We start from the raw sequence: 23951 nt of genomic DNA, 5'->3' as shown, positions 1-23951 counted from the left end.
GTTTGATTCTCCGGTGATTCGACTTCTGCTCTTGGCCGACAGCAGAAATCTATGGAGGGCTGCTTTGGGTGGAAAGCTGTCCCTCGCGAATGGCGGCTACCGGCCACAAGCGGTCGTTCCACCTGTCCACCAAGCTAGAGGCAATCCACCGTTCTCACATTATCAATTCACACAGCCCGCCGGTCAGAGACGTTCCTCAGTCAAAGCATTCCATGACGACGCGCATACTCAGCCAGCCTGAGGTACTCTGCACTGTCAGATAACCGCGCCTGCGCCTGAATAATTTCTTCCAAACATGGACAAAGATCAGGAGATAGCCAAGCTTGATCGTCCACCACCGCCGCCAGCAGACGCAATGCATCCGCCGGGAACGCGGTGCATAGTCCGGACTCGCGTAGCCTATGCACGGCATAATGCATATGCTCTGTGGGGACCAGCCAATCGTAGACGGCCTCCAAAGCGGCAGGGAATTCGTTCCCAGCCGCAATGGACATTCGTATCAATGACTCAGCGATGGTAGGTGTCACTAGCTCTTGAGATTTTGGCCAAACATGTTGCCAGAAGGGCAAAATCCGATTCTGCCAGTACTCCTCCCGCTGTTCCCCTGCCCCCTCCAGCGCTTGCGAAAGGGATTGAGCACAATCTTGTAAAGCCTTCAAAGGAAAAGCGGCAAAAGCGAGACGGAATTCCTCTGAGCTATATCCTTCAAGGGGGCCTAGAGCTGCATAGGTGAAAATCGCAGCGAACTGTTCATCGTGCTCCCCTAAATCCTCGTAATGGCCAGCGGTATCGAGGAAATCATCCTTGAAAGCCAAGAGAAGCGGGCGATATAGACGCGGCGACCAAAGGAACCCCTCCCACGCCCTTCTAGCTTCGGCTGAATGGTTAACCCAGCTGAAAAGTGGAAGTAGATTAGCTCTTGTCCAGGCCTCATCAACTCTGAACAGGGAGATGAGTCTTGACGCGAGCAAAACCCTGCCATGACGGTATCTCTCCACTCCTGTGTCACATAGCTCCGTGAATAACAGATTGATCTCCTCTGGGAGTCTATCGCCATCGCTAAGCTCAGATTTCTGCCATATATTCAGCAGTGCTTCGGTTACGTGGCCAATCGGATGGTTGATAGCTTCGGTAACCGGCTGATTGATCGGTTCGCCATTACTGGTCATGCCCGTATCCGCATCAAGAGGCAGCCCCATGACTCTGCGGCAAATCCTCAAGAATACTGCGAGGCCTTCAAAACTGGATTTGGACACCTCGTCAAGCCAACGTGTGACATCGTAGATGGCTTCGGAAAGAACCTCATCCGGCATGGCTTCAATCCATGGCGCGACGTGACGCCACGATTTCCGAGCAACACCTGTCTCACTCCATGCCTGGAGAGCCTCCCGCCAACGCCTCGTAAGCCACTGTCCCTCCTTCGCTAGGTCCGCCAGAGCATAGAGGCTGTTGAGAAGATGTTTTTTACAGACTTCCCGCCAGGTGTCCTGGTCGAAGAATTCATTTTCGGCTGGGGGATTTCGCAGCCATTGAACGAGCGCTTCACGCTTATAAGGCGCAAGCCTGATGACTCGTTGATCCTCATAATCGGGATCTCCGGTGCCGCTCATCCAATGAGAAAACTCATCGCTCTCGTTTTCCGCCAAGCGCAGATGCGGGTAAGCCGCAGATAACTCATCAAACCGTTGCTGAGCTCGAATACCGAGGATAACCCCACCCAATCGGAGCTTCGCCAAGGTCCTCCAAACCGCATGGTCTACACGCTGTTGGTAGTGTTCGTCAGTAATGTCCTCTAAGAAATTTTCTCTTGGAGGCCCGAGCAACACCGCCGCCTCCAGCATTTCTTGAGCCGCCAGGGGTAGCCTCTGCCCTTGCAACACAAGCAAGCGATACACCTCTCGTTTCGTGGAGATTGACCACAACCAGCGCCCATTCTCTATTACTAGCCATTTGGCCCACTCTTCTGAGGGAATAGCGCCATCCTGACTCGCTGCAAAGAACGCCAAACGCTTGAAAGTAGGGTACGGAATTTCAAACCAACCGCGCGCGGTCTTCGCGGCAGATTCAGGATGCTCTCCGAAATTGGCCAACCACGAATCCCGGAGCAGCTCAATGAGGACCACCCATTCGCGGAAGCCGCGGTTCTGCCAATGATGGCTAACCGAAGGCAGATCCCAGAATGAACGATCCTCAGAGGAGTCAGCACTCCCTAATTCCTGCAAAAGGTCCAAGGCATCACGAAGCAATACTTGGAAATCTTCAAGAAGCAATGGCAAGGCCGACGACCACTCTCCAGCAGAAGATTCGGAGAGCGTGGATCTCACATGATCAGAGCTTAATACCAACTCCCAATTCACTAGATGGTGCAGATTGGTTGTTGAGACGTCCACATCGTCCGACAATCGAAATGGCTTGGATATGGCAACCACGGGTGAAAGCAACATCCGCAGTTGTAGTCGAAGGCTTGCAGTCAATCCATCCCGTTTTAATCGCTCGGCCCAGCTGTAAAGATCCAGCTCCCTCCAAGGCGACTTGATCCGCTCAGCTAGGAATAGCCCCCACAGCTTGCGCATGAGAGGTCTTGGCACAGCCCTCGGGGAGCTTTTCCGGATGGCATTTAACTCAGAGGTGTTCCCTTGGTTCTCAAGCTTGGCTAGCTGCCCCAATTTATCCTGGATGAGAAATGCAAGACGCTCATGAATGCAGGCCCCTCGGGCAGAGAGCCAAAGTAAGAGGTCCGGATCATCGAGATGCCTCACAAGCCATCGAGCTATATGGAACATTACATCATCCCAGTAACCCGAACGCCCTCCCAGGAGCGTCATCGGCGCTGCCAAATGATACGGAGTTGGCCTTTGAACCAGACTGAAGTTGAGCTTCGTATCAGGCTCCGGGTGGGCAGGAATCCCAAAGCGCCCAAGATCTGAGTGGCTGTAACGTGGATCACTGAACGCGTCCAACAGCCACTCTAAGGACGGTGCGGGGTTGAAATCTGCAAACCTACGCGCCGGTATCCCTGACCTATCGGAGAGTGCCCACATCATACGTCCGACAAAATCATCCTGCCGAGTGCTAGCTGAGGGCTTTGAAAGAGCGTGGGTGGTTACGATCCGCTCCTTTCCAGTCGTCCCATCCTTATACGTCTCAGCCCAAGCTTTAAGAGTCTGATGCAACCCTCTATGTGAGTTAGCCCCAGGTTGGGTGTGATATAGAATGGGAGCTACGCCTTTGGCCTTCCACTCGGCAGTCTTCTGGCTTTCATCCCCAGGACTACATGACCCGAATGCCCATGCTTGGGGAGTGATTTCGCCAAGCATACGATCAGCCGCCAACGCATCCATCATGTAGCGCAGAACGGGATCACTGACACTGTATCCGACGAAGCAAACCACGTAGTTGCGGAATAGCTCACTTACGAATCGGGCTGCCCAACGCTCAGTCAGGTACGCAAGCCCGAAGTCACCGCTTGTGATAACGAGTCGGTTGAGTTCGTACACGGTAGGTTTACTCGGCAGCAAGCCGTGCAGGTAAACAATCCCATCCCAGCGACTATTTTTAGGAAGCGGAAGCATCGGCGCAGAGTATGAACTGAAGGGCTGCTTTGTGCGCCGCGCTGCGGCATCGAAGACTCGATCGAAATTTGTTGTGACAAGACGCAGCGCACCGGTCCGACACCTCCCCAAGTTCAGTAACGCTGCGTGCGTGTCTGTTGCCCCTTTGCGCCGAAGATTGGGCTTTAGTGCCCGTGCCAGCGCCTCTCGAACGGCGGCCCGCCCGTTCGGCAAGCGCCGCTCAAGAAGATCCAGGGTGGCATCGAACTGATAGTTCTCGAAGGCCTTCTGCTCTGCGCTGTCGAAATTGGTCAGCGCCTCTTTGTAAATGAGCTGTACTAATCCTTTGAAATCCAGGAGCCCAGCTGGATAGGAGATACCCGCTCCGCAAAAGAAAACTACCCTTCCCTCTTCATGAGCCTGAAGCAGCTCGTCTGGGATATCCGGACCGTTCGTTACAAATTGCATCCCTGCTCCACCTAGCGCCTGATGGCGGCAAGCCATCTATCGATGACCTGTTTAGCACGGGAGGCCTGTTTTTACCATCGAAGGACGCTAGCAGAATGTTGCCATCCGGAATATCTAGAAGATGAGACTAAGGCTTAGCCGTACACAGGCCAGTCGCCCACCGCATGCTCTGCTCGTTCAATCTCAGAGGCTATGGAACATCGCAATGCGTTGAGCATTCCTGGACTTCAAAAATGATTTCCACGAGAACTTTATCATGCCGGACCGAGACCATAGCTAGATGACAGGAGTCCACTATTGCTACCCGTCACGAGAGGCAGCAATGGGTCGATTGCGGCCACTCGCGACTGTCTGCTTTCGACCCAAAGCGAACATTGCTCAACAAGTTAACGGAATGCATCAGGTGATCGAGAGGCTTGTTAGAACGGCGAACGCTCCTGAGATAGCAATAACCTGGCCTATCAAACCTCGCATGGACGGGCTTGATCTAGAGTCCGCAGCCTTGCGAATCCTGTTGAACTATGTGGGAAAGCCATACAGCTTGCTCGGGTTCAACGACAATATCTGATTCCGAATTGATTCAGACGGTATCCATCCAAGAAGTAAGTCCGCCAGGAGTGCATCGTCTGGCTTAGACCCTTTTTCAGTGACGTGCGGCCAATCAGATCCCCATACGAAACGATCAGGGCGTTTTGCAACAAGAAGCCCTGCCAGCTGTCCATAATCCTCGTACGAAGGGGCTCCGACAGCAGAGCTGATGTAGGCGCCCGATAGCTTGATCCACACCTTGTCCGTATCCAGCAAACGCTGCAATACCTTGAACGGTTCAGAGTCAAAGCCGCCAGGTTGCTCTACTTCGCCTAAGTGATCGATGACCACAGTACCGGGGAGCTTGCGCAATCGCGCTTCTAAGCCGGGCAACGCCTTCCCTGGGGATACAAACTGAACATGCCACCCCAGTTCATTCACTCGAGCAGCTAAGGGCTCAAGATATTCGATGCCAGCTCCACCAAAGCTCAAATTGATGCGAACGCCGCGTACCCCGGCGGCATGCATCTTTTGTAGATCGTAATCGGTGATAGTCGGCTCGATTACAGCGACCCCGCGAGCGTTGCCGTTACTGGCTTCCAAGCCGTCCATCAGCACCTGATTGTTAAAGCCGTAGGTCGAAGGCGTAACTATTACCATCCGATGAACCCCCAGACGCTCCTGAAGCTGCTGGTAGTCAGCAAGGGTAGCATTCGGTGGTCGAAGCTTGGCATTTGGTACGGGAGGGACGCGGTCGTCGAACAGGTGCATATGACAGTCGACGCTACCGGAGGGAAATTTTAGTCTGGGCGGTTGCTCGCCTGTAGACCAGGGGACAGCAGCCAAACTTTGCCCTGCGGCTGCGAATCCTAAAAGTGAGGCCGAAGCCGCTACGAAATGCCGTCGCGTGAGGCTCATGAGTCATCCAGTGAAATTGAGGTCGAGCTTTACGTCAGTCCCCGCACTGACAATGACCGTCCATGCGGGGGCTCAAAGTTACTTACACAGCCTCGGGCTGCTCTAGCCGCCCTAGAACTTCTGAGCGCCGCGACAGGAACCGGTCCCAGACCTCAGGATTTAGCAGATGGGGAGGTCTAGTGCCTTCGAGCATGGAAATCAGCTGCTCTGCGGAAGAGCGCGCGACGTTGCGACGTCCGCCATGACTCACCCCTGCGGTATGGAAGGTCGCAACGACATTGCTGAGGCTGAGAAGCGGGGCCTCATGGCGTGGTGGTTCAACTTCCCAAACGTCCAAACCAGCACCTCGCAGGTGCCCGGTTTTAAGCGCTTCGTACAAGGCGGCTTCATCATGAATTCCACCCCGAGCGGTGGAGATAAACACCGAACCCGGCTTCATCATTGCGAATGCATCAGCGCCGATCATATGCCTGGTTTGAGAGTTCAGTGGGCAGTGCAGCGAGACGAAGTCACTGCGCTGCAGAAGGTCCTCCAGGCTAACCGGCTCTGCCCCACGTGACCGGATTTCATCCGGAGTCAGATGGGGATCGTAGGCCAAAACCTCCAAACCGAAACCCTTCGCGACGTTTGCCGTACGGGTACCAATTTCACCGATACCGATGATGCCGAACGTGGCTCCGTGAATTTCATCCCCCATCAGATCTTCGCGTGTGAAGCCGGTTTCGGTCCTGAGCTTTCTATCGGACTCAACCACACGTTTGACCACAGCCAGAAGTAGGGCGAATGTGTGCTCTGCCACCGAGTGGGCATTCGCACCAGCCTGATTCACGACAGGGATGCCTGCAGCAGTGCAAGCATCGACGTCCACTGTGTCGTATCCGGCCCCACCCGCCGACACACAGAGGAGGTTGGGGCAAGACTTGATCAACGCTTCAGTCACCCACCAGCGCTTGGGCAGATCATCTTTAGCTGCGCAAACGTGGTACCCATGGCTTTGTGCTAACGCATTAGCCGTGTCCGAGTCCTCTGGATCTCGGGATGCAATCTGTAGATCGACGTTGGCATTGCGTGCCAGCGTTTCGTCAAAGATGGGGTTGATCCAGAGATCCAGGCGGCACACCCGTGCCTTGAAAGCGGCAGTCATTTAAAAATCCTCTGTGGTGAAGCAAACCAGTAACAGTCGCTCGCAGTCGGCTCAAACCAACTAGGTATTGGACGGTTTCAGCTCAGCTTGATGTTGAGTGGTGGCGTCTGCGTCCAAAGTGATAACAGCAGCTGCGGGAACGGGCTCTTTAATAGTGAGCAGAATTAGGAAGCTGACGAACGATGCGATCGCCATGCACAGAAACACTTGGGACCAGCCGTAGCTGTCGAGAAGCAATCCCACGAGGAATGGCGCTGCTGCCCCGCCAAGCTGTCCACCCGTGTTAACGATCGAGCTCGCCACAGGGAATACCTTCTTCGAGGCCAAACCCATCGGGTAAACCATGTAGGATGAATAGCCGATGCTGATGAGCGTGCCCGTGAGGAACATCAGCCCTGCGTAGAGAAGCGGATCGTTGGGCGAGTTGATCAAGGCGTACATCATCCCGGCCGTTGCCAGAGCAGAGAGCATCATGCCCGGCTTCCGACGCTTGCCCAGAAGGCGGTCGGAAAGGATGCCGCCCAGCAGATTGCCGAAAATAGCGCCTACCCAAGGCGCCGCGGCCACGAACCCCATGTTCATGATCGAGAAGTTTTTGACGCTCACAAGATAGGTAGGGATCCACGACAGAAGGATCATAGAGATGCCGACCTGAAAGCTGTAGCCAAGTGAGCAGCCGATGACGTTCCAAGAGCGGAAAAGGCCCTTGCTAGTAGAAATGGGTTCTACCGGCGTGACACGGATAAATTTGTCGAGCTTTTTGAAGTCCCGGCGTGCAGCTTTGTCTTGATGGCTAATAACGTTGTTAGCTTCATCGGCGATGTATTCGAGCTCCTTGGAGTTTACGAATTTGCTTTCCGACGGCTGATTGGTAACTAGGAAATACCACATGATCGCCAAGATGACCCCTGGAATGGCGAAGAAGTAGAAAATTTCGCGCCAACCCCACATCGCAACGATAGCCACGCAAAGCGGTGGGACCAAGACTGGACCGAATTTGACGGCGGCTAGGAAAATGCCTGTCGCCGTGCCCTTTTCCTTGCCCGGGAACCAGTTGTTGATCGTCGAGGCGATGCCAATCGGCAGAGGCCCCTCGGCAATTCCGAGCAAGAACCTACAAATTTTAAGGCCCACAACCGAACTGACGGTGCCCATTAAGGCCGTGAAGACGGAGGTGGCGATCATGGAGAAGGAAAAAATCTTCCTTACGCCATAACGACTTGAAGCGAAGCCGGAGGGAATTTGCGCCAAAGCGTATGCCAAGAGGAATACGCTGAGCAGCGCTCCTGCTTCGGCGTTGGTCATTGGATATTCTTCCCGGATAAACGGGAGCGCCACTCCGAGGTTTGCTCTGTCAGCCGACGCGACTGTATAGACCAAGAAGAACAGTCCGGCGACGACCCACCGGAACCGAGATGGTTTTTGGGCGTTGTTGATACCGTTACTCATGCTTTCACCTGCTCTTATTATTAACGGTTGCGGGTTATCAGCAGGTCGCTCTTGGTTTGTTTACGGCAACAGCATGCCGTCGGACCTAAGCCCGTGCATTTAGCGACCTTACCTTGATTGTTCGAATGCCTGTGCGCTTTAGGACGCAAGGCCTTTAAGTGCTAAGTCGGCGGATCGAGAAGATGCAGATGCTGAGGATGGCGGTCGGGGCGTCGACGATGACTGAACCTCGGCACGGCGATAGCAGGCCATGACAGCATCGAAAGAGGGCGAACCATTCGGGAGGTTCGTGAACTGCTAAACAGGCGCGCAGATACAGGCAGTTGCGCGTCAGCCGTTTTTGGGGGGGTGGGGCTCATGGCTCCTCCGAAATTGTTCTTATGGAGCCGACTATAAACCAGATTGTACTGGGATTGTATTTTTTTTATGAGGGCCCTGTTTTTCCCGATCGGTGGGCCATGAAGCGCCGGTAGGCCATCCGAATATGCGTCGTCATGGCCTGCTTGGCGAGCTCCCCGTCTCCGATTTCGATCGCATAGGTGATGTCCAGGTGCTGCTGCAGGCTTCGGGCGAAGTCCGCTTCAGCGTAGAGAAAAAAGGACCGCGTAATCACAGGCATGTCGATAAGGGTCTGGAGCATGGAGCGCAATCGTTGGGAGCGAGCAGTCTCCAGCAACTGATGATGAAACTCCCTGTTTGCCGCCTGGACATCAAGCTGGACGTTCTCGTCACCCCGCTTGATAGCGGATGCCATTGCGTCATTTATTCGATGGAGAGCTTGTACGTCCTGCTCTGTAGCCCGCATGGCAGCTAGCATGGCGGCGTGCGGTTCCAGCAGTTCCCGCAAGCTGAACATCTCTTCGACGTCCCACTTCGTCCATCCCGCAACGAATACACCCCGATTGGTCTCCACGACCGCCAATCCGTCATCAACAAGCCTCTTGAGGGACGCACGGACAGGCGTGCGGCTCAGCTCGAACTCTCGACTGAGAGGCTCCTCCTTCAACTGAGTCCCAGGCTCATACTGACCGGCAATGATGCGATTACGCAAAGTCTCGTAGATTTGCTCACTAGCCATATCTGCCGCTCTCTCTCCTGTCTGTCTGAACTACCGCAGGCACCATGAAATCCTTGCCCGATGCACCGGCATAGCGCTCATTATCGCAACGGGCCCTACCGTTTGTACCGAAATTGTTTGCATAAACCATGATTGTACTTTTATTGTATTTGCAGACACTTTCTGTGTCCGCTCAAGCAACGGCGAAGCGTGATCATTGATCAGCGAGCAGTCCTCAAGGCTTGAGCCCGATCCAACCAGACGGATACAGCCATGCCCATCCCACAAGAACAAATCGAAGTCCTCAAGAAGCTCGGCTCAGCCACTATTCATGAAGCCCAAGGTCAGACCGGTGCGCTTGATAGCTGCTTCAAACCGATTGATCCGACTGTGAGGCTATGCGGCCCGGCCCTGACGGTTGACTGCCGCCCTGACGACAACCTCGCGATTCACTTCGCTTTGACCAAGGCTAAGCCAGGGGATGTGCTCGTCGTGGATGCCAAGGGCTTCATGGAAGCTGGCCCGTGGGGTGATCTGCTTACCCTCGCCGCACAAAAACTCGGCATCGCAGGACTGGTGATGAACGGCGCGGTGCGAGATGCGGACGCCATCATCGAAATGGGTTTCCCTACCTTTGCTCGTGGGTTGAGCATCAAGGGGACGAACAAATGCCAGCCTGGAAAAGTGAACGTGCCCATCGTCATCGGCAACGTGCATATCCGGCCTGGCGATATCATCGTCGGTGACCGAGACGGCCTCGTAGTCGTAGAGAAAGATCGCGTAGAGGAAGTCATTAGTCTGAGCAGGGCTCGCGAGGACAAGGAGGACGGCATTCGCCATGGCATCGAGGCCGGCATCAGTACCGTTCAACTACTGGGGCTCGAAGCTACGCTCGAACGGCTTGGAATGAAGTAACTGTCAATGCGCCTGGGGGTCAACCACGACTTGATCCCATCAAGGGTTCCCAGGCGCACCTACTCATGACTTATTTTGCCCGAAAACTACTATCCACCGGTCGCGTGGCCATGTCTCAATCGGTTGAATGAACGTCCGCTATGGGTCGATAGCAGACACTCACAGCTACCGCTGACGCCTCATGGCACCTCTATTTGGGTCCCATTATGAGGCTTGGAGGTGTCTAGGATACCAGGGGCGATTCAAGCGTAGCTTCCGCCCCTGGTTGCCAAGGCGTATGACTGATACCCGTACGCTCATCGAGGCCTGCTGCTCTACCCTGCTCGGGCAGCGCATTACGACAGGATGTACGCATCTAGAAGTTGACACTTGTGATACCGTTTTTGCTATAGTTGTGGCGTCGGCACAGACTGGAACCTTGGAAACAAGGGGTGTCGATCCGGAGGCGAAAGCCTCTCCGAGCCTTGGCTGGATAAGCACTACGGTGCGAAAAGGTAGACCTTTAATGAGATTCACAAAAAGCCCCTGGCGCTTCGGCACCAGGGGCTTTTTGCTTTCAGAGCACGATACCTTTGACCCGCTGGCCCAGAACCCACGAAAGGTTATGGTTTTTGCCTTTGGGCATCATCGATCGCCCCCACTGGTCCAGGGGGTAAGCCGAAATGATCACGACTTTAAGCTCATTGGTGGTGTTGCCAGGCTTCGTGATCTGAAAGAACAGGGCGTAGTCGTAGATGTCCAGGCAGAAATAGCGGCGTTGGTTCGAGCTGAGATGCAGGGTGACCTGAGCGTCCAGCATGCGCTCGCAGATCCAGCCCCGGAGGTCCTTGCTCGCTTCCCATCGAGAGGGCGAAAAATTGCGCCGCTCGCCCCGGTTGAAAATCAGTCCGCCGTCACCTTTCTCGTCCGTGAAACAGTGAAAGCCAAATGTAAAGTGGATCGTTATGTCACTCTCATCGACCCGAAAGACGTGTGTGAACGGCTGTAGGTGCGCCATGCTGTAGACGCGTCCATTGTCTGTGATGTCTGTCCAGCTCATTGCACACGTGCCCCGGGAATGGAGGCGTTGAGATTATGGTTTTGAGGCATGTTGTCAATCGTCTTGCTCGCTGAGTGACACGGCAGCTTCGCGTCACGACGCGCGTGCCAGAAGCCCACGAGGAAAAAAAGTAAGTTTTCTTCGAGGTCCCCAGCGTGGATCAAGGCGATCTCAAAACAGAACGTCTGTGGCTACGACTGGCACTGATTACCGGCAGGGTCGGGGAAAGCGGTTCTCCGCGTGTAAGGTGTATCAGCTCTGGCGGGTGGACTTGCCCAGTTCTGGCAAAGCGGCCTCAAGGCCCATGCGTTCAGCTTCTTGAGCGATCTGAGCGAGGAGGTCCTTCGCTGATCGGCTCTCCTTCAGGGCATAGCTACCCACCAGTAGCGTGACCGGATGGACCCCGAGCACTGGCGCGATGGTGTCCAACTTCTCGATGGTCGGAACGTACCGACCTCTCTCCAGTGTGCTGATGTAGGTACGGCTGCTCACATTCGCAAAGTCTTCTTGGGTCAGCTTCTGCTTGACCCGCATCCATTGCAACACCCTACCGAAGGCGCTTCTCAATTCCACTTTGCATCTTCCGCAAAAGGAAAGATGAGGCGCCAGCGAACAGTATATGACTACAATGTATGCTGTTCATTTGATAGGGGGTCGGGATGTTTATCACCAACCGATGGGCAGAGGTGGACCGTTCCTACGCTTGGCTCGCTGAGGATCAGCAGGCTTGGCATTTTGTAGAGCAACGGCTTTCATCGCCATGGCTCCACATCACAGTTACCAGATCACGAGAGGAGGACACATGTGTCGAGGTCTTTTTCTTGGAGGACATGCGAGGCCTTGAGCATTTCACACGGATGACTCTGGATGGTGCTGCTGAGCTGTCCCTGCAGATTGTCACCCCTGGGTGGATGAACGGTAGCGGCGGGTGGTCAATGGAGTACCTGGAGGTCATTCATGAAAGCGAGGATGGCCTCTACAGGTGTTACACCGTTCAAAGCGGCCGGCGGTACTACCAGCCTAATAGCTCTGAATGCCGTGAGTATGGCTTTTCCAAGGAGCTTTTCCGTCGAAAATAATGGGCTACTCAGCTTGTAGCATCTTCGAAGTACCGTCTTGGATCAATTGCATCCTCTGTCATTAACTGAGCAGCTTTGACGATCGTCTGAATCAGCCGATTGTTCTCCATCCGAGCTTTATGTAGCTGTGCTTCGAGAGAATAAATTCTGGCATCGATACTTTTGCGCCCGACCTTTTTGACATCTTTAAGATGGATCTGAGTTGCCGTATATAAAAATCGGATTTCCTCATCTCTCCAGAGCGTTTGACGACTAACACCCGCTTGCTGGGCAAGGCCATTTTGGGTGAGCGGTCCCTGACCCCGTCCGGCCTTATATTCGGCGAGAATAGACCGTACGTGGTCCTTCCATTTTTTTTCTTGCTTCATGACGAAGCCTTCTTAGTTTTTGAGTACGATTCTAGGGCCGTTTTGCAGCTCGTAACCATATCCATCACAAACAGAACGTGCTGATCGAAAGCATGAGTATTATCGAGTTCAGCCTCAATGCTAGACGTGATGTCAGTTTGATTGTCAAAAATTGCCTTCAAAATTTTCTCGTACTCGCTGTGTAAGCTCTCGATAGCGGCCTTTGCTTCCAGATCATCAGGGTTCAGGTGAAAGGATTTACATCCAGAATCTGTACCGAAGCCTCTGATACACATGAGGCCCCTGTCGCACGGACTGATATAGAGCTCACGTGTACACCCGCCCCAAGGCGTTAGGTTGAGAATGCTGAGCTTCTCGATGATCATCTCTTCGATTTGTTCGTCAGCGATTGACTCCTCCCGCCACCGGATTACTAGTCGGCCCAAAAAATCTTGAGGAGGGTCAACGGCCAGGTACAAAGATCTCACATATTCTGCTCGCTCTTTGGCAGTACGGTAGTCATATTGACGGCTTTGGCGTGGGGTTCGCCCCATCCATAGGTCCACAGCTGTTTCAGAGGGACCAGAACGAAGAATTGCAGTGGTAACCCAACGACGGATTTGATGAGGAGTGATGGAAAAGATTTCCCCGTCTTGCCCTCGTAGGTCAAGGCGCTGAAAGATTGTTTTTTTCGAGGAGTTCGAAGAGAGATAGTTGTAGAGATCGGCTCTAAATAGGGGGCGGGGGATGATCCCTAGCTCAGATATCGAGTCAAACTGGTTTTCCCAGATCACAAGTAAGTTGTCACTCAGCTTGCTAGGATAACCTTTGGCAGTGTGCTTCGCATGATAGGATGCTTCACCTCCATCATCAGGCATTGAAAATTGTTCTTCAAAATGGCGTCGTAGGTGAAATCTGTATTTATCTTCTAAAAGGCGCTTGAGCAGTCTGATATCTATGACCAGAGATGGAACTCCCGCCCCGAATCCTCTTTGAGATAACATAAGTTCTCTGATGCTTGCCCACTCATTCCGGATGTCGAAGAGTTGCGCATGTGAAGGTTTGTTTCCAGGCTTGAAAAGCCCGTCGTGAACCATTCCCTTGAGAAAGGTGCGCAGGTGGTCTACAAACCACTTGCTCTTTTTTACCGACGCTTCGGAGGATTTTGTGTGTTTTGCAATGTCAATGACGGATACACTATAACAGTTCTTTTTGTACTCATTGAGAAAGTTAGACCAATCCCATTGATGCATTCGTTCATCTATCCAAACTGCGATTCGAGCGGCCGTTATTCTAGGGAGTTCAACGCTGCTGCTGTAAAATCGCCCACCACTGTAGAGCTCTTTTGGAGATACGGGAAAGCACTTACATATCTCCTCAACAAAGTAGTGATGTTCTACGGGCAGGCCCAGGGATGAGAGTTGATCCACCGCGCCGGGATCTAACGGGTGGTCTCCGCGATAGGCTGCGAGTGCTTTATCTATAAACGAGAAACCTGTGGCTTCAATATCAAGAGCGCGCTCTCTAGCATCCTGGCTGGCAGCCAGTAAGTACTCGTACGCTTCGGTGAGTGGTGCGCTCCATAGGTCTGCGACGGGTACGGCGTTGGGGATGCAGTTTTTTTCTACAGGCACTCGTACGAACGTCGTGTGAGTGTTGGGATCCTGGAAAAGGCAATTCTTTGGAAGATTCGCGATCTCACCAACTCTCAAACCGAGCGCCATTCCGAAGCAGGTCGCCTCAAGTCGAATTCTATCGAAGCCCGCAGTTGGCTCCAGATGTGGGTTCTGCTTGATCAACCACCTGGCTTGTGCAATCCCTTTGTGCAAGTCAGAAGTGTATAGATTTTCTTCTCTTTGCTGAAACTCTCGTGATGTGAGTTCAAGCGCACTATGAGTCGGGTTGGGGATCCCAGTTTGCCATTTGATAAACCTATCGATGAATCGCAGCAGTACTCCATCGACCATTGCGCTAAGTTGGTTGAGGAAATCAACAAATGCCTTGAGGGCATTTGCTCTATGGTAAATGGTAGAGTCTGAACGTCCATGACTGATCGAGTCTACGGTGCGGTCGAAGACTTTGCGCGTTATGTCGCTCCACTCAATGTTTTCGCTATCCATTACTGCGGATAGATGCCTAATCGAGGCCATTCTGCCGATGATCAGCTCTGCTGACGGATGTGCCAGAATCTCTTTGACTATAAAGCAGCGCGCGAGCTTGCCAATCACTAACGGGAGAGGGGGTTGGTCATGATTTCGCCTGTTGAGAGGATCGAGTGATGTGAAGGGAATATTACTCGATCGATACTGCCATACCTTGCCCTCGAAATCTCCTGCTACTAATCCGTTGGCCTTGAGGTCATTAAATTGTTGCTCTGCATGTTTGTATCGGTCGTCTAAGACCATCATTGATATGCTCATTCTTTCAACTCCTTCACGGCGATGATTACTGACTTGGCACCGTGAATTGCTGCCTCGACCTGTTGGGCCATAGCGCCAGTGGAATTGCTCCCGAGCATCTGTTGGAATTTAGTAATGTCTGCTAAAGCCCCTTGATGATTAGCATGACGGCTAGGTCTGAATTTGGGACATGCATAGCAAGTGACCGTCGGGTGGTAAGGGCACGGTTCTTTAGAGTTGCATGATCCTAGTCCGCTTATTGGTCTTAGCGAAGATCTGTCAGAAATTTCTTCCACAAATTTCCCGCACCACATTTGCACAGCGGCATTGATCTCCGGGCTTGCCATGTGAGTCGTATTTATAAACTCTTGCAGCTCAAGGTTGTAGTTGAAGTAGTGCTTTATAGAGTTCAGGTTAGAATGATCTAAAGCTTCAGCGACTTCTTCAGGGGATGCACCGGAAAGAACCATTGAGGTAGCCTTGGTCCTGCGCAGTCGGTACGCTGTGATCCGCATGAATGGCTCTGATTTTTGTATGGCCCGATGAGGGTCTGGTAACTGGAGTATCCAGGTCAGAGATGTTAGCGCATAACTTATTCTATGGTTATCGAGATGTAATGTGAACGGTGTCAGCTTGGGGTTGGTTAGGAAGCGTAAAAGGCGGTTTTCGGTTTTGTACGCGGAGGGAAACAACGGTGTAGGAAGCACTGGAGTGCTTATTCCATGCCTAGCACATATTGCGTTAATGTCCTTCAATGTGGCATGGCATTGGGTCTCAGCTAAAGTGCACTGAAGTTCTACTGCCTCTGCAGTATCGTTGGCGATGTAACGCTTTACCAGGTTGCTCGGATGCCTCCTGAGCCTTGAGCGTCTAATTCCTTTAACACTCGGCACCTTTACAAAGGGGCCGCCCTCATCAATCCCGAAGTCAGTAACCTGCATTAAAGCCAACTGTATAGGGCGAAGAGCCCAGTCGCGACAGAGCAAAAAAAGCGTGCGTTGGGCATGAGTGATGAGCGGATTGTTGGCAAACTTCATCTCAATGTTCGCGAGTTGTGCCCGAGTGAAAGGGCCAAAGTCATCATCTCGCATCGTGACCAAATGCTTGTTATCAAGCGCCTTTACTTTAAGGTGGGAAAGTTCAAGCCCGTCATGTTCGTTGAAGCCTGAGACCTCATCGTCCAAGCACCATCGATAAAATGCTCGAAGAGCAACTAGATCCTCATAGCAGTTTGCTGCTTTTAATCGGGTACATTCACGCACAGCAAATGTCGATAATTTATTGCCAATAGTATCCGCGTCATTCCCCGAGAATTTATGCGGGGCCAGAAGCCGCTGAACGACAATCAGAGGCCTAAGGTCAATGTGGGTTTGGATTCTGTCGACGAACCACTCTCTGAGTAGCCACTCAACTAACAAATTGGAATGTAGCGGCATGCTCCACGCAATACTTATCGGAGCACACCCGACAATTTCCACCGTTAATTTTTCAATCCATGCATCATCGTTGTGAATGGTTATTGTCTGGCCAAAGCTAGATTTAACTGCGAAAGGAAATGCATCAGTCTCTATGCCGAAGCGGAATTCAATCTCGGTTACAAGTTCGGCAGGCGAAAATTTAATCATCTTCATTGCCTCGATAAAGTGAGCTGTCGGAGTTCCTGATGATTTCGCCGAGCCGGTCAGATATGGCTTGCCGAGAGTAGCGCTGAACACTTTCGCTGTTCGGACTCCATCCCCCCAGATACGCCAGGGCATCTTTTAAATTAATGCTGGGGACGCCGCTTTTTTCAAGTTTTTTGCGAGCTATATTCGCTCCGGTCGCCCTCAATCCGTGCGGATGGATCCGTGTTGAAAATTTTGGCAGGCCGAGGCTGGCGGCAACCGTACGAAGAATGGTGTTTACGGTTCGCGCAGATAGCCGCCTTCCATCACGGGAACTCACGAATAGGGCTGTACAAGGTCTTTTTGGTTTAATCAGTTTAGGGCGATGATCGGAAATGTATTCGTTCAAAACCGCGGCTACCGATGCGGTTATGGGGACTATCCGACCGCGCGTCTTGAGACTAGCCCCGTCCTGTCTCCGCTCCCTGTTGATATCGCTGGGGCGCTTGATGCGTATTGTAGGTGACGGGCCAAGGTCAACGTCGTCGAGTTCTATGAGTACCACTTCGCCACGCCTGGCAAGTGTTTCAAGCATTACCAAGAACAGACTGTAATTGCGTGCCTGTATCTGCTTACTGTGGAATGGGTTCCTAAAGTCATCAGGACTGAGCACCCCTTTGAATAAGGCTTGTCCCCCGGAGTCAAGTGGCGTTGCAGGTAGCGGCGGTTCTGATTGATATGCAATCTTGGTGATTTTTTTTTGAAGATTTCGCAGATTCTTGGCTTTGTTTTTTTCTGCTTGGCTTTGCTCAAGTAGGCCTAGTCGATTGAGCTCAACGTAGTGCTCGAAGGAGAAATCTATGAATGATTTGATAGCTTCGAGTCGTCGGGTGCATGTCGATTGGCTCGCACCCGCACCGCGTTTGGTGGAGCAGAGGCGTTCGGCCAGCGATGTCAGTTCCGCTGAGCTGAACACCGCTAGGCGCTCAAGCTTCGCTTCCAGTGGAGAACCTCGGCTGAGAGCCCACTCGTACGCGATAGCGATGTCACGTAGGTAATTTTCGACGGTATTGAGACGCGATCTGTGGAGCAAATCCTCCGCCCAGAGGTTTGCTAGGATCACTGGAACCCCCTGCACCAGCAGGTATGGCCTGAGGCCGCTGGAGGCAGTGCGGATCATTCGGATTTCGCAGAAAGGGACGTCTGGCATTGGTAGCTCCAGATCTGCAACGTTTCCGAACATATACCATAAGTGCCACAACCACCCTTCGGGTAACAGCGAGCCCAGCCAGGACGATGTGCACATGACGCTCTCATTGAAGCGGGGGTTGGGGCTGATCGATGTGCGGGTGCTCGATCACATCATCATCGGCGACGGTGAGCCCCTGTCGATGGTCGAGCAGGGGTGGATTGTGGCCTAGTGCATGACTGGCCACTTTGTGCTGTCGGTACCGGCCCGATCGCCGGCAAGCCGGCTCCCACAGGTTCCCCACGGTTCTCAAGCTCAGTGTGGGAGCCGGCTTGCCGGCGATTGGCCGGGCCTGCAGGCGTGGAGTCAGCGGTTAACCGAGACCTTGCTCAAATCCAGCCGCCCAAACGGGCTCACCTGATACCCCTCGACCCCCTGCCGCAGCAAGGCCGCCGCCGTCGGATGCGCCAGCGGCACCCACAGCGCCTGCTGCTGGATCAAGGTCTGCGCCTGCTGGTACAGCCGGCTGCGCACGCTCTGATCGTTGGTGGTGCGCCCGGCACTGATCAACTGGTCCAGCCGGCTGTCACAGAAGCGCGCGAAGTTGGTCCCCGACTTGACCGCCGCACAGGAAAACTGCGGGCTGAGGAAGTTGTCCGGGTCGCCGTTGTCGCCGGCCCAGCCCATGAACAGCAGGTCATGCTCGCCGGCCTTGGCGCGGCGGATCAGTTCGCCCCACTCGACCACGCGGATCTCGGCCTTGATGCCGATCTTGCCCAGGTCGGCCTGGAGCATCTGTGCGCCAAGGCTCGGGTTGGGGTTGAGCAGGCTGCCCGAAGGGCGGGTCCAGATCGTGGTGCTGAAGCCCTCCGGCAGGCCGGCCTTGGCCAGCAGCGCCTTGGCCTTGTTCACGTCCAGCGGGTAGCCGGGCAGGTCCTTGGCGTAGCTCCAGGTGTTGGGCGGGTAGGGGCCATTGGCCGCGGTGGCGGTGTCTTCGAACACGGCCTTGAGGTAGGCCTGCTTGTCGAAGGCCAGGTTGATTGCCTGGCGCACCTCGGGTTTGTCCAGCGGCGGGTGTTCGCTGTTGATGGCGACGAAGGCGGTCATGAAGGCCGGGGTGCTGGCGACCTTGAGGTTGCTGTCCTTGCCGGCTTCGGCAATGTCCAGGGGCTTGGGCGACAGGGCCACCTGGCATTCGCCGCGCTTGATCTTTTGCAGACGCACGTTGGCATCGGGGGTAATGGCGAAGATCAGCGGGTCGACCTCGGGCTTGCCGTCGAAGTAGTCCGGGTTGGCGCGGTAGCGCACCACGGCGTCCTTCTGGAAACGCTGGAAGACGAACGGGCCAGTGCCGATCGGTTGGCTGTTGAGCTTCTCCGGGGTGCCGGCCTTGAGCAGGTTGTCGGCGTACTCGGCGGAGTAGATCGAGGCGAAGCCCATGCTCAGGGTGGCCAGGAACGTGGCGTCGGCGTGGCTCAGCGTGAAGCGCACGCTGTTCGGCTCCGGCGCCTCGATCGATTTGATCAGGCTGCCCAGCTGCAGCGATTGGGCGTGTGGATAACCGCCCGGGGCCGTCTTGTGCCAAGCGTGGGCGGGGTAGAGCATGCGCTGGAAGCTGAACAGCACGTCGTCGGCATTCAGCTCGCGAGACGGCTTGAAGTAGGGCGTGGTGTGGAATTTGACGCCTTCGCGCAGCTTGAAGTCGTAGACCATGCCGTCAGCCGACACTGTCCAGCTCTGTGCCAGGCTCGGAACCACCTTGCCCTGGGCCGCGTCGAACTCGACCAGACGGTTCATCAGCACGTCGGCCGAGGCATTGGTGGTGGTCAGCGAGTTGTACTGGACCACATCGAAGCCCTCGGGGCTGGCTTCGCTGCAGACGCTCAGCGGTGCAGCCTGGGCGAGGCCGGCTGCAAGCAGAGAGGTGAACAATAAGGAAAGGGCGGCGGCACGCATCGTGACTCCTTGGCTGTCAGTGGCCCATCTGCCAGTGCAGTCTGGAAACGTCCTACCCTAGTGCGCGCTGTTGGAAATGGCCACCCTCTTTTTCAGTGGATCGGCGACGAGCGGTCGACAGTTCGCCGGACTAGTCGCTATGCTGCTCGCGCGCCATTTGCAGCAAGCAGATGCTCATATTCTGTTGTTGTGGCGTAGTCTTTCTGGTATAAAGCAGCGCTCTTTTCTAGGGGCTCGGCCTGTCGCATCAGCGGATCCGGTCGATAAGACCTCCAGAATCACGGCGCCTGGCGCCAAAGACTGAGAGATTAAGCGGCCAACCCATGCCGGGTTGGGCATGTGGTTTTAGAGGGCTGAGTCATGTCGAGAGTCTGTCAAGTTACTGGTAAGGGTCCAGTAACCGGGAACAACATTTCCCACGCAAACAACAAAACCCGTCGTCGTTTCCTGCCGAACCTGCAGCACCACCGTTTCTGGGTTGAATCCGAGAACCGTTTCGTGCGTCTGCGCGTTTCTGCCAAGGGCATGCGTATCATCGACAAGCGCGGCATCGACGCCGTTCTGGTTGACATCCGTCGCGCTGGCGCCAAGGTCTAAGGAGAACATCATGCGTGAATTGATCCGTCTGGTTTCGAGTGCCGGTACCGGCCACTTCTACACCACCGACAAGAACAAGCGCACCACTCCGGACAAAATCGAGATCAAGAAATATGATCCGGTTGTTCGCAAGCACGTGGTGTACAAGGAAGCCAAGATCAAGTAATTGATCGGCGACCTGAAAAAAACCCGCTTCCGTTCAGGAAGCGGGTTTTTTTTTGCCTGCGAGGGACTCATCGCCGGCAAGCCGGCTCCCACAGGTACAGCAATGCCCTCGATAGAGGCTGTGGGAGCTGGCTTGCCAGTGCTTATTTCTGCTCGAACATCACATAGATCTTGCGGCAAGGCTCCAGCACTTCCCAGGTGCCCTTGAAGCCGGCCGGGATGACGAACCGATCACCGGCACGCAGCGTTTTCGCACCGCCATCCTGATCGCGCAGCACCGAAACACCCTGGACGATCTCGCAGTATTCGTGCTCGGTGTAGTTCACCGTCCACTGCCCGACTTCACCTTCCCACACGCCTGCGGCGAACTGCCCGCACGGGCTGGAATAGTGGTTATAGACCGCTTGGTCCGGCTCGCCCTTGAGGATTTTTTCCGCCGCTGGGCGGTAGCGTTCGGCTTCGGTAAGGACCTGGGCGAAGTCGATAATGTTGGCGATATCCATGGTGCGGCTCCTGTTGTTGTTTAATAAAATGAACATCAGTAGGCTTTTGAGCCATTCGTGTCAAATATATTGATAGTTTACCCGGCCTGGTTTAGGGTATCGCTTGCCGGTGTGCGCGTGTCGCCCGGCCCGAATTCTGACAACGCCTGTGAGTCCTCAGTGCGGCGTTGCACCTAAACAAGAGGAGGAGTTTCGTATGACCACCCTGACTCGTGCAGACTGGGAACAACGTGCCCAGCAATTGAAGATCGAAGGGCGTGCCTTCATCAACGGCGAATACACCGACGCCGCATCCGGTGAAACCTTCGACTGCCTGAGCCCGGTCGACGGACGCTTCCTGGCCAAGATCGCCAGCTGCGACGTGGCCGACGCCAACCGCGCCGTGGAAAACGCCCGCGCCACTTTCGATTCCGGTGTCTGGTCGCAACTGGCTCCGGCCAAGCGCAAAGCCAAGCTGATCCGTTTTGCCGACCTGCTGCGCAAGAACGTCGAAGAGCTGGCCCTGCTGGAAACCCTGGACATGGGCAAGCCGATCGGCGACTCGTCGACCATCGACGTGCCGGGCGCAGCCAATGCCATCCACTGGACCGCTGAAGCCATCGACAAGGTCTACGACGAAGTCGCCCCGACCCCGCACGACCAGCTCGGCCTGGTTACCCGCGAAGCGGTGGGTGTGGTCGGCGCTATCGTACCGTGGAACTTCCCGCTGCTGATGTCCTGCTGGAAACTCGGCCCGGCCCTGGCCACCGGTAACTCGGTGGTGCTCAAGCCGTCCGAAAAATCCCCGCTGACCGCCATCCGTATCGCCCAGCTGGCCATCGAAGCCGGTATCCCGGCCGGCGTGCTCAACGTGCTGCCAGGCTACGGCCACACCGTGGGCAAGGCCCTGGCCCTGCACATGGACGTCGACACCCTGGTGTTCACCGGTTCCACCAAGATCGCCAAGCAGCTGATGGTTTATGCGGGCGAGTCGAACATGAAGCGCATCTGGCTGGAAGCCGGCGGCAAGAGCCCGAACATCGTCTTCGCCGACGCCCCGGACCTGCAAGCTGCAGCAGAAGCGGCCGCCAGCGCCATCGCCTTCAACCAGGGCGAAGTCTGCACCGCCGGTTCCCGCCTGCTGGTCGAGCGTTCGATCAAGGACAAGTTCCTGCCCATGGTGATCGAGGCCCTCAAGGGCTGGAAGCCAGGCAACCCGCTGGACCCGCAGACCACCGTCGGTGCGTTGGTCGACACCCAGCAGATGAACACCGTGCTGTCGTACATCGACGCGGGTCACCAGGACGGCGCCAAGCTGGTGGCCGGTGGCAAGCGTACTCTGGAAGAGACCGGCGGTACCTACGTCGAGCCGACCATCTTCGACGGCGTGACCAACGCCATGAAGATCGCCCAGGAAGAAATCTTCGGCCCAGTGCTGTCGGTGATCGCCTTCGACACCGCTGAAGAAGCCATCGCCATTGCCAACGACACCCCGTATGGCCTGGCAGCCGGCATCTGGACTTCGGACATTTCCAAGGCCCACAAGACTGCCCGTGCCGTGCGTGCTGGCAGCGTCTGGGTCAACCAGTACGACGGCGGCGACATGACCGCACCGTTCGGTGGCTTCAAGCAGTCGGGCAACGGCCGTGACAAGTCGCTGCATGCGCTGGAGAAGTACACCGAGCTGAAAGCGACCTGGATCAAGCTGTAATCCAGAGGGGCCGCTTCGCGGCCCAATCGCTGGCAAGCCAGCTCCCACAAGGACTTCACTGAACCCTGTGGGAGCTGGCTTGCCAGCGATGGGCTGCCCAGCAGCCCCAGCCACAGCCGGGCCGGTTCTCACCGTCCCGGCTTTGTCGTTTCTGCTGTTCAAGAATTCTGCCTGGGAGGCTGCAATGCGCTGGGGTACCTACTTCGCCGTACTGGCATCGGTGTTGAGCGTCGGGCTCGCGCTCGGGGTGAGCATGCCGCTGGTGTCCCTGCGCCTGGAGGCCTGGGGCTATGGCAGCTTCGCCATCGGGGTGATGGCCGCCATGCCGGCACTGGGCGTGCTGCTCGGTGCCAGCCTGGCCAGCCGCCTGGCCGGCTGGGTAGGTGTGCCCTCGGCGATGCGCCTGTGCCTGTGGGGCGGCGCCCTGTCGATCGGCCTGCTGGCATTGCTGCCGAGCTACCCCTTGTGGCTGGCGCTGCGCCTTCTGATCGGCATGTCGCTGACCGTGGTGTTCATTCTCGGTGAAAGCTGGATCAACCAACTGGTGGTCGAGCAGTGGCGCGGTCGTCTGGTAGCGCTGTATGGCAGCAGCTACGCCCTGAGCCAGCTGGCTGGGCCGCTGGTGCTGGGTTTTCTCGGCTCCGACGACGATTTCGGTTTCTGGGCCGCGACCGGCCTGTTGCTGTGCGCCCCCTTGGTGCTGCTCGGGCGCGGTGGTGCGCCCAGCACCGAGGCCTGCAGCGTGACTTTCGGTGACTTGTTCGGCTTCTGCCGACGCCTGCCGGTGATCGCCTGGGCAATCGCCTTGTTCGCTGCCTTCGAGGCGATGATTCTCACCTTGCTGCCGGTGTACTGCCTGCAGCAAGGCTTCACTACCGAAATTGCCTTGTTCATGGTCAGCACCGTGGTGGTGGGTGATGCTGTGCTGCAATTGCCCATCGGCGCGCTGGCCGACCGCATGTCGCGGCGCAGCTTGTTCACCGGCTGTGCGGTGACCTTGCTGTGCTCCAGCCTGGCGATTCCGCTGCTGTTGCAAACGCCAGCGATCTGGCCGTTGTGGGTGCTGTTCGGGGCCAGTGCCGGTGGCTTGTTCACCTTGTCGCTGGTGCTGATCGGCGAACGCTACCGGGATGATGCGCTGGTGCGCGCCAACGCCCATGTGGCGCAACTGTGGGGCATTGGCTGCTTGCTCGGGCCGTTGCTGGCAGGGGCGGGGAGCCAGTGGGTCAGCGGGCATGCGCTGCTGTGGCTGATGGCGGCGGGGGCGGCGGGGCTGGTGTTGCTGACTCGCCGGCGTGGGGCGTTCGAGCCGGCTTCGGCCTGAAGTATCTTGGGGCCGCGTTGCGGCCCAAT

General features: G+C 55.5%; 18 protein-coding genes and 1 pseudogene. 6 read left to right on the top strand and 13 right to left on the bottom strand.

Annotated elements, in window-relative coordinates:
- Positions 1 to 200: 200 nt before the first annotated feature.
- The 5 genes from dsr1 to PMI38_RS05440 form a co-directional block, all read right to left on the bottom strand.
- Positions 201 to 4019 carry an anti-phage defense-associated sirtuin Dsr1 gene (gene dsr1, locus PMI38_RS05460; RefSeq protein ID WP_008091559.1) on the bottom strand — a complete coding sequence of 1273 codons (3819 nt, stop codon included), beginning with the start codon at positions 4017 to 4019 and terminating at the stop codon, positions 201 to 203.
- A 519-nt stretch (positions 4020 to 4538) separates the two neighbouring features.
- Complete coding sequence (locus tag PMI38_RS05455; RefSeq protein ID WP_238540170.1) at positions 4539 to 5318, bottom strand: amidohydrolase family protein; 780 nt, start codon at positions 5316 to 5318, stop codon at positions 4539 to 4541.
- Positions 5319 to 5547: 229 nt separating this feature from the next.
- Complete coding sequence (locus PMI38_RS05450) at positions 5548 to 6609, bottom strand: hydroxyacid dehydrogenase (RefSeq protein ID WP_008091556.1); 1062 nt, start codon at positions 6607 to 6609, stop codon at positions 5548 to 5550.
- Between the two features lie 60 nt (positions 6610 to 6669).
- On the bottom strand, positions 6670 to 8058 hold the full coding sequence (locus PMI38_RS05445; protein WP_008091553.1) for an MFS transporter: 1389 nt from the start codon (positions 8056 to 8058) through the stop codon (positions 6670 to 6672).
- A gap of 424 nt (positions 8059 to 8482) precedes the next feature.
- Positions 8483 to 9136: a GntR family transcriptional regulator gene (locus PMI38_RS05440; protein ID WP_008091552.1), complete on the bottom strand. Its 654-nt coding sequence runs from the start codon at positions 9134 to 9136 to the stop codon at positions 8483 to 8485.
- Positions 9137 to 9388: 252 nt separating this feature from the next.
- On the opposite strand from PMI38_RS05440, the gene PMI38_RS05435 reads away from it, so the two are divergent.
- Entirely contained in the window at positions 9389 to 10030 is a 642-nt protein-coding gene (locus PMI38_RS05435; protein ID WP_008091551.1) for a 4-carboxy-4-hydroxy-2-oxoadipate aldolase/oxaloacetate decarboxylase, read from the top strand.
- Positions 10031 to 10586: 556 nt separating this feature from the next.
- Here PMI38_RS05435 and PMI38_RS05430 read toward each other — a convergent pair.
- The 6 genes from PMI38_RS05430 to PMI38_RS26450 all read right to left on the bottom strand — a co-directional run bounded on the left by PMI38_RS05430 (position 10587) and on the right by PMI38_RS26450 (position 17708).
- A complete protein-coding gene (locus PMI38_RS05430; RefSeq protein WP_008091549.1) occupies positions 10587 to 11069 on the bottom strand; it encodes a hypothetical protein in 483 nt (160 codons plus the stop codon).
- A 252-nt stretch (positions 11070 to 11321) separates the two neighbouring features.
- Positions 11322 to 11642 (bottom strand): helix-turn-helix domain-containing protein, encoded by a 321-nt coding sequence (locus PMI38_RS05425; protein ID WP_008091547.1) that lies wholly within the window; start codon positions 11640 to 11642, stop codon positions 11322 to 11324.
- Between the two features lie 514 nt (positions 11643 to 12156).
- Positions 12157 to 12516 (bottom strand): hypothetical protein, encoded by a 360-nt coding sequence (locus tag PMI38_RS05415; RefSeq protein WP_043273093.1) that lies wholly within the window; start codon positions 12514 to 12516, stop codon positions 12157 to 12159.
- Entirely contained in the window at positions 12513 to 14915 is a 2403-nt protein-coding gene (locus tag PMI38_RS05410) for a hypothetical protein (protein WP_008091545.1), read from the bottom strand. Before PMI38_RS05410 ends, PMI38_RS05415 begins: the two co-directional genes overlap by 4 nt.
- Positions 14912 to 16609 carry a site-specific integrase gene (locus tag PMI38_RS26455; protein ID WP_238540169.1) on the bottom strand — a complete coding sequence of 566 codons (1698 nt, stop codon included), beginning with the start codon at positions 16607 to 16609 and terminating at the stop codon, positions 14912 to 14914. Before PMI38_RS26455 ends, PMI38_RS05410 begins: the two co-directional genes overlap by 4 nt.
- Positions 16512 to 17708, bottom strand: a complete 1197-nt coding sequence (locus tag PMI38_RS26450) for a tyrosine-type recombinase/integrase (RefSeq protein WP_008091541.1) — start codon at positions 17706 to 17708, stop codon at positions 16512 to 16514. Before PMI38_RS26450 ends, PMI38_RS26455 begins: the two co-directional genes overlap by 98 nt.
- Before the next feature lie 43 nt (positions 17709 to 17751).
- Between PMI38_RS26450 and PMI38_RS26445 the strand changes: the two are divergent.
- Positions 17752 to 17919: pseudogene (locus PMI38_RS26445) on the top strand (JAB domain-containing protein); the annotation flags it as partial.
- Between the two features lie 134 nt (positions 17920 to 18053).
- On the opposite strand, the gene PMI38_RS05405 reads toward PMI38_RS26445, so the two are convergent.
- Positions 18054 to 19643, bottom strand: coding sequence for an ABC transporter substrate-binding protein (locus tag PMI38_RS05405; RefSeq protein ID WP_008091537.1), 1590 nt, complete (start codon positions 19641 to 19643; stop codon positions 18054 to 18056).
- A 360-nt stretch (positions 19644 to 20003) separates the two neighbouring features.
- On the opposite strand from PMI38_RS05405, the gene rpmB reads away from it, so the two are divergent.
- Both rpmB and rpmG read left to right on the top strand, forming a co-directional pair.
- Complete coding sequence (gene rpmB / locus PMI38_RS26440) at positions 20004 to 20240, top strand: 50S ribosomal protein L28 (RefSeq protein WP_008091535.1); 237 nt, start codon at positions 20004 to 20006, stop codon at positions 20238 to 20240.
- Positions 20241 to 20250: 10 nt separating this feature from the next.
- A complete protein-coding gene (rpmG, locus tag PMI38_RS05395; RefSeq protein ID WP_003253507.1) occupies positions 20251 to 20406 on the top strand; it encodes a 50S ribosomal protein L33 in 156 nt (51 codons plus the stop codon).
- A gap of 142 nt (positions 20407 to 20548) precedes the next feature.
- Here rpmG and PMI38_RS05390 read toward each other — a convergent pair whose 3' ends face one another.
- Positions 20549 to 20908, bottom strand: coding sequence for a cupin domain-containing protein (locus tag PMI38_RS05390; protein ID WP_008091526.1), 360 nt, complete (start codon positions 20906 to 20908; stop codon positions 20549 to 20551).
- Between the two features lie 196 nt (positions 20909 to 21104).
- Between PMI38_RS05390 and PMI38_RS05385 the strand changes: the two genes are divergently transcribed.
- Positions 21105 to 22598, top strand: a complete 1494-nt coding sequence (locus tag PMI38_RS05385; RefSeq protein WP_008091525.1) for an aldehyde dehydrogenase — start codon at positions 21105 to 21107, stop codon at positions 22596 to 22598.
- Between the two features lie 184 nt (positions 22599 to 22782).
- The gene (locus PMI38_RS05380) at positions 22783 to 23922 is read left to right on the top strand and encodes an MFS transporter (protein WP_008091524.1); all 1140 of its coding nucleotides are present in this window, start codon (positions 22783 to 22785) and stop codon (positions 23920 to 23922) included.
- The last annotated feature ends 29 nt before the right edge of the window (positions 23923 to 23951 follow it).

It is taken from the genome of Pseudomonas sp. GM84 (assembly GCF_000282535.1).
Taxonomy (GTDB): domain Bacteria; phylum Pseudomonadota; class Gammaproteobacteria; order Pseudomonadales; family Pseudomonadaceae; genus Aquipseudomonas.
The sequence above is the reverse complement of the archived record's forward strand: the minus strand, read 5'-3'. Positions and strand labels throughout refer to the sequence as shown.